Origin of the sequence: Micromonospora sp. NPDC006431 (assembly GCF_042870725.1) — a bacterium.
In the GTDB taxonomy this organism is placed as follows: Bacteria; Actinomycetota; Actinomycetes; order Mycobacteriales; family Micromonosporaceae; genus Micromonospora.
Map to the genome: position 1 here is coordinate 64,757 of NZ_JBIAHQ010000013.1, position 6,316 is coordinate 71,072.

The window sequence follows — 6,316 nt, forward strand, 5'->3', positions numbered from 1 at the left end:
GCGAGGGGGCGGGGGCTTACTTGCCGACGCCGGCGGTGAGGCCGGACTGGACCTGGCGCTGGAAGACGATGTACACGATCAGGACCGGCAGCATGGCCATGGTGACGCCGGCGAAGAGGCCGGACCAGTCGGACTTGTAGCCCTGGTTGACGGAGAGTTCGATCAGTCCCTGGGAGAGCACCTGATGCTTCGGTTCGCCGGCCACCGACTGCATGAGCAGGGTCGGCAGGTACCACTGGTTCCACTGGCCGAGCACGTTGAAGATGCCGATGCTGATCAGGCCCGGCTTGGCCATCGGCAGCATCACGCTGAAGAAGGCCCGGGTGTGCGAGGCCCCGTCGACCATGGCCGCCTCGGCGATCGAGTCGGGCAGCGTCCGGAAGAACGAGTGCATGAAGAAGATCGTGAACGACAGCGACCAGGCGACGTAGACCACGATCAGCATGAGGTGCTTGTTCGGGCCGAGCAGCGGGAAGGTGATTCCCATGTTGTAGACGCCCTTGAACAGCGGCACCGCGGCCAGGTAGATCGGCAGGGTCAGGCCGGAGAGGAACATGTAGTAGATCAACCGGTTGCCGCGGAACTCGTAGCGCGCCAGGGCGTACGCGGCCATCGAGCCGAGCAGCATGGTCAGCGTGACGCTGCCGGCCAGCACCAGCACCGTGTTGAGGAAGAACGACCCGAGGTGCCCCTCGGTCCAGGCCCGGGCGAAGTTGTCCCAGTGCAGCTTGCTCGGGATCAGGGACAGCGGCTCGCGGATGACCTCGGAGTCGCTCTTGAGCGCCGACATCACCACCCACACCAACGGGTAGACCACCATCACGGCCCAGACCACCAGGAACAGGTGGGAGAAGCCGTTGAAGATCCGGGCACCCACTCCGGCCCGGCGGGCGTCCGCCCGCCGTACGGGTGCCGGGCGGGACGGGCTGGCCTGGTCGGCCCGGCCGAGACCGTGCGTCGCCGTGCTCATCGTCGCGCCTCCTTCAGTACTCGATACGGTCACGACGGGTGATCCTCAACTGCGCCGCGGCCAGCAGGATCGTGAAGATGGCCAGCGCGACACCCATCGCGCAGGCGTAGCCGTACTGGCCCTTCTGGAACGCGGTGAAGTTGAGCACCGACGCGAAGATCTCGCTGGCGTGGTTCGGGCCGCCCTGGCTCGGGGTCATGACGAAGACCAGGGCGTACATGTCCAGCGCGATGAAGCCCAGGTAGACCCAGGCGACCGAGATGGTGTCCCGCAGCAGCGGCAGGGTGACCCGGAAGAAGGTGTGGAACCGGTTCGCGCCGTCCAGGATCGCCGCCTCAAAGATGTCCTTCGGGATCGACTGCATCGCCGCGGAGAAGAGCACCATGTAGAAACCGGCCCCGCTCCACACCGCGATGAGCAGCAGCCACCACAGCACCGCCGGTACGCCGAGGAAGGGCTCCGGATCGGCGGTGAACGCGATCGGGTTGTCCGCGTCGACCAGCCCGATCTTGATGAGCATCCCGTTGATCAGGCCCTGACCGTCGGTCCGGTAGATCTGCTGCCACATGACGGCGATGACCACCAGCGACAGCACCTGCGGGAAGAAGAAGATGATTTTGTAGAGGCCGGAGCCGAACACCCCGCGGATGCCGGCCCTGTCCTCGCGTCCGCCCACATTGAGCAGGAACGCGAGGACCAGGGCCAGCGCGATGGTGAACAGCGGCACGGTGACCAGGAAGAACACGTTGTGCCAGAAAGCCTTCCGGATCAGCTCGTCGGAGAGCAGCCGGACGTAGTTGTCCAGCCCGACGAAGTTCTGGGAGCCCGAGAACCCACCCCAGTCGGTCAGCGAGTATCCCGCCGCCTGCACGAACGGCCACACCACGTAGAACAGGTACAGCGCGACAGGCAGGGCCAGGAAGCCCGTGACGAAACGCGCGACTCCGTGCCGCATTGGACTGCCTCTCTCGAACGGATCAGGCGGTGCGGGTCTGCTTCTTGATCGACGAGTCCTTGGCGACCTTGTCGGCGGCCGTCTGCATCTTGTCGATGAACTGCTGCGCGGTGAGCCGGCCGGCCATCAGCTCTTCGGAGAGGTTCTGGCTCTCCTTGTCCAGGTCGGCGTAGAAGTCCTGGAACTTGACCGAGATGAGCTCGCTGCCGCCGTTCTTCATCAGGGCGTTCGCGCTGGACAGTGCCGAATCCTGCACGTTGTCGCCGGAGCCCTTGGTGGAGGCCAGCGACTTGGTCAGCTCGGCGAACTTGGCCGAGCCCTCCTTCGACAGGATCGCCCGCAGGAACTCCTTGGCGGCGGCCTTGTTGGGGGCCTTGCTCGGCACGACGAAGCCCTCGCCGGAGGCGGCGAACACGTCCTTCGGCGCCTTGTCGCCCGGGTTGGACCAGTAGTCGGAGATCGTGAGCTCGAAGCCCGGCGGGATGGTCGCCGACATCTCGTTCTTCAGCCAGGTGCCGACCTGGATGAACGCCGCCTTGCCGTCGAGCCAGGCCTGCTGCGACTGGGTGTGGTCGAGCTTGCCCGGCAGCAGCAGCTTGTCCTTGACGAGCTTCTCCCACGGCTCCAGCGCCTTGAGCACGCCATCGGCCTTCCAGGCGTTGTCCTTGAGGTTGTCGATGTCGACGATCACCTGCTTGCCCGCGGTCTTCCAGATGCTCGCCATGAGCGCCCAGCGGGGGTAGTAGCCGTGCACCGCGTCGTGGACGTACGGTGCCATGCCCTTGGCCTTGATCTTCGGAGCGAGCGCGAAGAACTCGTCCCAGGTCGTGGGCGGCTGCCAACCCTCCTTCTTGAACAGGGCGGCGTTGTACCAGTTGCCCCAGACCGTGAACGCGACGTTGACGACGTAGAACTTGCCGTTCTGCGTGCCGTCGGACACCGTGCCGGGCAGCAGGGTGTCGGCGACGGTGCCCTCGCCGTCCCACGCGGGGGCGGTGAGCAGGTCGTCGAGCGGCTCGATGGCACCCTCGTTGATCAGCGTGCTGCGGTCCATCATGTCCGCACCCGAGTTCATCACCAGGTCACTCGGCTGCGTCGCCATCTTCGGCTGCTCTTCGGTCTTGATCTTCTGAGTCGAGCTCATGTTGACCGTGACATTGGCGTGCTTGGCGTTGAAGACGACCTTGTCTTCCTTCGCCCACTGGTCACCGAGGCCACCGTTGAAGATGACCACCTTGACCGCGCTGCCGTCCTTGACGCCGAACGGGTTGTCCTTGCTCTTCGCGCCACCGGCGTCGTCGGACTTGCTCGGCTCGCTGCCGGCGCAGGCGCTGAGCAGGCCCATCGCCGGGGTGGCGAGCAAGCCGGCCGCGGCGGCCCGCCGCAGCAGCGCCCGCCGGCTGAGGTCGCCGAGGTTCTCGGGAGTAACCGACATCTTCGTCTCTCCTTGTGGTGTCGGGTCAGGCGGTGCGCCGGAGGCGCCCGGCGTACCGCGACTCGAGGGCGAGGTTGTGCTCGTCCCCACCGGGGACGTTGGCGGAGAGGTAGATAGGGGGTACCTCCCCGGCCTGGTGGAACCGTCGTACGACCTCGGCGGTCAGCAGCTGCGCCAGCAGCGCCGCGGTGACCGACGAGACCGCACAGACCGCGCCGCCGCCCTCGAGCGGCAGCAGTGCGTCGCCGTACGGCGCGCCGTTGTCCAGCACGACGTCGGCGAGGTCGGCGAGCCGGTGCCCGGACGGGTGCCGCGGGGCGACCCGTGCCGTGTGCTCGACCGAGGTGACCGCGATCAACGGGTGGCCGTGCGCCCGGACCAGCGCCGCCAGCTCGACCACCGAGCCGTTGATGCCGGACTGGGAGGCGACCACGAACACGTCCTCGGGCTGCGGCGCGGCGAGGGCGTAGAGCTGGTGCGCCACGGCCGGGTCGCGTTCCAGCTTGGGGTCGGCGAGCACGTCGCGGGGCGCGTCACCGTGCAGCACGAGGTCGTGCAGGGAGAGTCGGTTGGTGGGCACCAGCCCGCCGGCCCGGGCCACCAGCTCGGCGGCGAACGCCTCGGAGTGGCCGGCGCCGAAGGCCTGGAGCACCCCGCCGGCGCGCAGCCCGGCGGCGATCAGGTCGACGGCTCGGTCCACCGCCGCCGCCTGCGTGTCGACCAGCCGGTCGAGCACCGGCCGGACGGCGTCCGCGTACCGCTGGGCGCTGATCATGAAGTGCCCCCCTTCGCGGCCTTGTGCCCGTCGACGGCCTGGGCGGTACGCCGGAAGGCCGCGTGGGCGCGGTCGTGGGTGCGCTGCGCCACGGCGATGTAGAGCAGGTCGAGCACGACAAGCTGAGGATGCCGGGCGGAGAGCGCGTCGGGCCGGAAGGTGGTGGCCTGGCTGGCGGTGACCAGCACGATGTCGGCAAGCTCGGCCAGCGGCGAGCGGGGGAAGCCGGTCAGCGCGACCGTGGTGGCCCCCCGGCTGCCCGCCTCCGCGAGCAACTCGATGGTCTCCCGGGTCTGCCCGGTGTGCGAGATGCCCAGCGCCACGTCGCCGACACCGAGCAGGGCGGCGCTGGCCAGCCCCTCGTGCACGTCGCTCCAGGCCCAGGCGGCCACCCCGATGCGGTGCAGGCTGAACTGCATCTCCTCGCCCACCAGCGCGCTGCCGCTGGCGCCGAAGATGTTCACCCGGCTCGCGCCGGCGATGGCCACCGCCGCCTTCTCCACCTCGGCGAGGTCGAGCAGCGCGGCGGTGTCGTGCATGGCGCGGGTGTCGGCGGCCATGATCTGGTCGAGGACCCGGGACAGCGGGTCACTGGGCTGGATCTCCCGGCCGATGTCGACGGTCCAGCCCGCCGAGCGCGCCCGGCCCGTCTCCGCGGCGATGCCGAGCCGCAGGTCGGCGTAGCCCTCGAAGCCCATCGCCCGGCAGAACCGGGTGATGGTCGCCGGTGAGGTGCCGCTGCGCTCGGCCAGTTCCACGATGGTGGCCCGGGCCGCCGCCTCCGGGTCGCTGAGCACGTGCTCGGCGACCCGGCGCAACGCCCCCGTCAGCTCCCCGACGCCGGCCCGGACCCTGGCCAGCACTCCGTCGGAGGAGACCGACACCGCACCCCGCCGGTCGACCGCGTCGGCGTCGACCACCGCGGTCCCCGCGGGAGTGTCCACCTCGTGATCAACCATGGGACGCCTTTCGGAAAAGAGTGTTTACTGTTAGTGGTAAAAGTTCTTACTGACGCCCCCTCTGTGTCAAGGCCGTGGGCGAAGTTTTCAAACTGTTACCTGGCGCACAGCCGCCGACCGGGCCGTGGATCTTGCCTCGGCGTTCCGGGCGGACCAGCATGAAGAGCCACTACGCCCGAGCGCAGGGAGGCCAAGCGGATGTCCGACACCGTCGTGGTCGGCCTCGACGTCGGGGGTACGTCCACCCGCGCCGCCGCCGTCAGCATCGACGGCGTACGACTCGGCACGGGCCGGGCCGGCGGCGGCAACCCGACCAGCCACGGCGCCGAGCGGGCCGCCGCCGAACTGCTCGCCGCGCTGCGCGCCGCGCTCGCCGACGTCGACCCGACCCGGGTACGCGCCGGCGTGATCGGGCTGGCCGGGGCCGGCCGGCTCCTCGCCGACCCGCAGGGGCGGGCCGCCTTCGACCAGACCTGGTCCGACGCGGGTCTGCGCTGCCCGTACGCGGTGCACGGCGACGCCCTGGTGGCGTACGCCTCGGGCACCGCGGCCCCGGACGGCACCGTGCTCATCGCGGGCACCGGCGCGATCGCCGCTCAGGTGCGCGACCTGCGCCTGGACCGCACGGCGGACGGGCACGGCTGGCTGCTCGGCGACGCCGGCTCGGGGTTCTGGCTCGGCCGGGAGGCGGTCCGCCGGCTGCTGTCCGACCTGGACCGCGCCGACCCGCCCGGCGAGCTGGCCGGCCGGGTGCTCGCCGAGCTGACCGGCTCGGCCGAGGTGGCGGCCCGGCCGCGGGCGACCGCCGAGGCGGTCGTGCAGGCGGTGACCCGGCGACCGCCGGTGGAACTGGCCCGGCTCGCGCCCCTGGTGGTGACCGCGGCCCGCGCGGGCGAGCCGACCGCCCGGGCGCTCATCGGCGAGGCCGCCGTGCTGCTCGCGGAGAACGCGGCCCGGATCCGGCCGCCCGGCGCGGCCGACCCGGTGGTGCTCGGCGGCGGGCTGCTCACCGGGGACACCCCGCTCGGCGCCGCGGTCCGTGCCGAGCTCGCCCGCCGGTGGCCGGACGCGCCGCTGCACACGGCCGGCGACGGAGCCGTAGCGGCTGCCTGGCTCGCCGCCCGCGACCTGCCCGAGGTCACCGACCCGGCAGCCCTGCACGCCCTCCTGGTTTCGACGACCACCTGACCCCCGCGCCCCGCGCTGCCCCTGCGCCCGACGG

Annotated in this window: 6 protein-coding genes; 1 reads left to right on the forward strand and 5 read right to left on the reverse strand. The window is 70.5% G+C overall.

The features are described from left to right. Positions 1-16: 16 nt before the first annotated feature. From ACFYM6_RS22140 to ACFYM6_RS22160, 5 genes are read right to left on the reverse strand one after another with little or no spacing between them, the layout of a single operon-like run. A complete protein-coding gene (locus ACFYM6_RS22140) occupies positions 17-970 on the reverse strand; it encodes a carbohydrate ABC transporter permease (protein WP_387278219.1) in 954 nt (317 codons plus the stop codon). Between the two features lie 13 nt (positions 971-983). Continuing rightward, complete coding sequence (locus ACFYM6_RS22145; RefSeq protein WP_387278221.1) at positions 984-1,925, reverse strand: carbohydrate ABC transporter permease; 942 nt, start codon at positions 1,923-1,925, stop codon at positions 984-986. 22 nt (positions 1,926-1,947) lie between these two features. Then, entirely contained in the window at positions 1,948-3,360 is a 1,413-nt protein-coding gene (gene ngcE, locus ACFYM6_RS22150) for an N-acetylglucosamine/diacetylchitobiose ABC transporter substrate-binding protein (RefSeq protein WP_387278223.1), read from the reverse strand. 25 nt (positions 3,361-3,385) lie between these two features. Next, positions 3,386-4,135, reverse strand: coding sequence for a sugar isomerase domain-containing protein (locus ACFYM6_RS22155; RefSeq protein WP_387278225.1), 750 nt, complete (start codon positions 4,133-4,135; stop codon positions 3,386-3,388). Next, entirely contained in the window at positions 4,132-5,094 is a 963-nt protein-coding gene (locus ACFYM6_RS22160) for a MurR/RpiR family transcriptional regulator (RefSeq protein ID WP_387278227.1), read from the reverse strand. Before ACFYM6_RS22160 ends, ACFYM6_RS22155 begins: the two co-directional genes overlap by 4 nt. A gap of 198 nt (positions 5,095-5,292) precedes the next feature. Between ACFYM6_RS22160 and ACFYM6_RS22165 the strand changes: the two genes are divergently transcribed. Then, on the forward strand, positions 5,293-6,282 hold the full coding sequence (locus tag ACFYM6_RS22165) for an N-acetylglucosamine kinase (RefSeq protein ID WP_387278229.1): 990 nt from the start codon (positions 5,293-5,295) through the stop codon (positions 6,280-6,282). Positions 6,283-6,316 lie beyond the last annotated feature (34 nt).

Bases quoted from the DNA above. Each gene is read 5' to 3' on its own strand.
- ACFYM6_RS22145 (WP_387278221.1), bottom strand. From the start codon at position 1,925: ATGCGGCACGGAGTCGCGCGTTTCGTCACGGGCTTCCTGGCCCTGCCT.
- ngcE (WP_387278223.1), bottom strand. From the start codon at position 3,360: ATGTCGGTTACTCCCGAGAACCTCGGCGACCTCAGCCGGCGGGCGCTG.
- ACFYM6_RS22140 (WP_387278219.1), bottom strand. From the start codon at position 970: ATGAGCACGGCGACGCACGGTCTCGGCCGGGCCGACCAGGCCAGCCCG.
- ACFYM6_RS22155 (WP_387278225.1), bottom strand. From the start codon at position 4,135: ATGATCAGCGCCCAGCGGTACGCGGACGCCGTCCGGCCGGTGCTCGAC.
- ACFYM6_RS22165 (WP_387278229.1), top strand. From the start codon at position 5,293: ATGTCCGACACCGTCGTGGTCGGCCTCGACGTCGGGGGTACGTCCACC.
- ACFYM6_RS22160 (WP_387278227.1), bottom strand. From the start codon at position 5,094: ATGGTTGATCACGAGGTGGACACTCCCGCGGGGACCGCGGTGGTCGAC.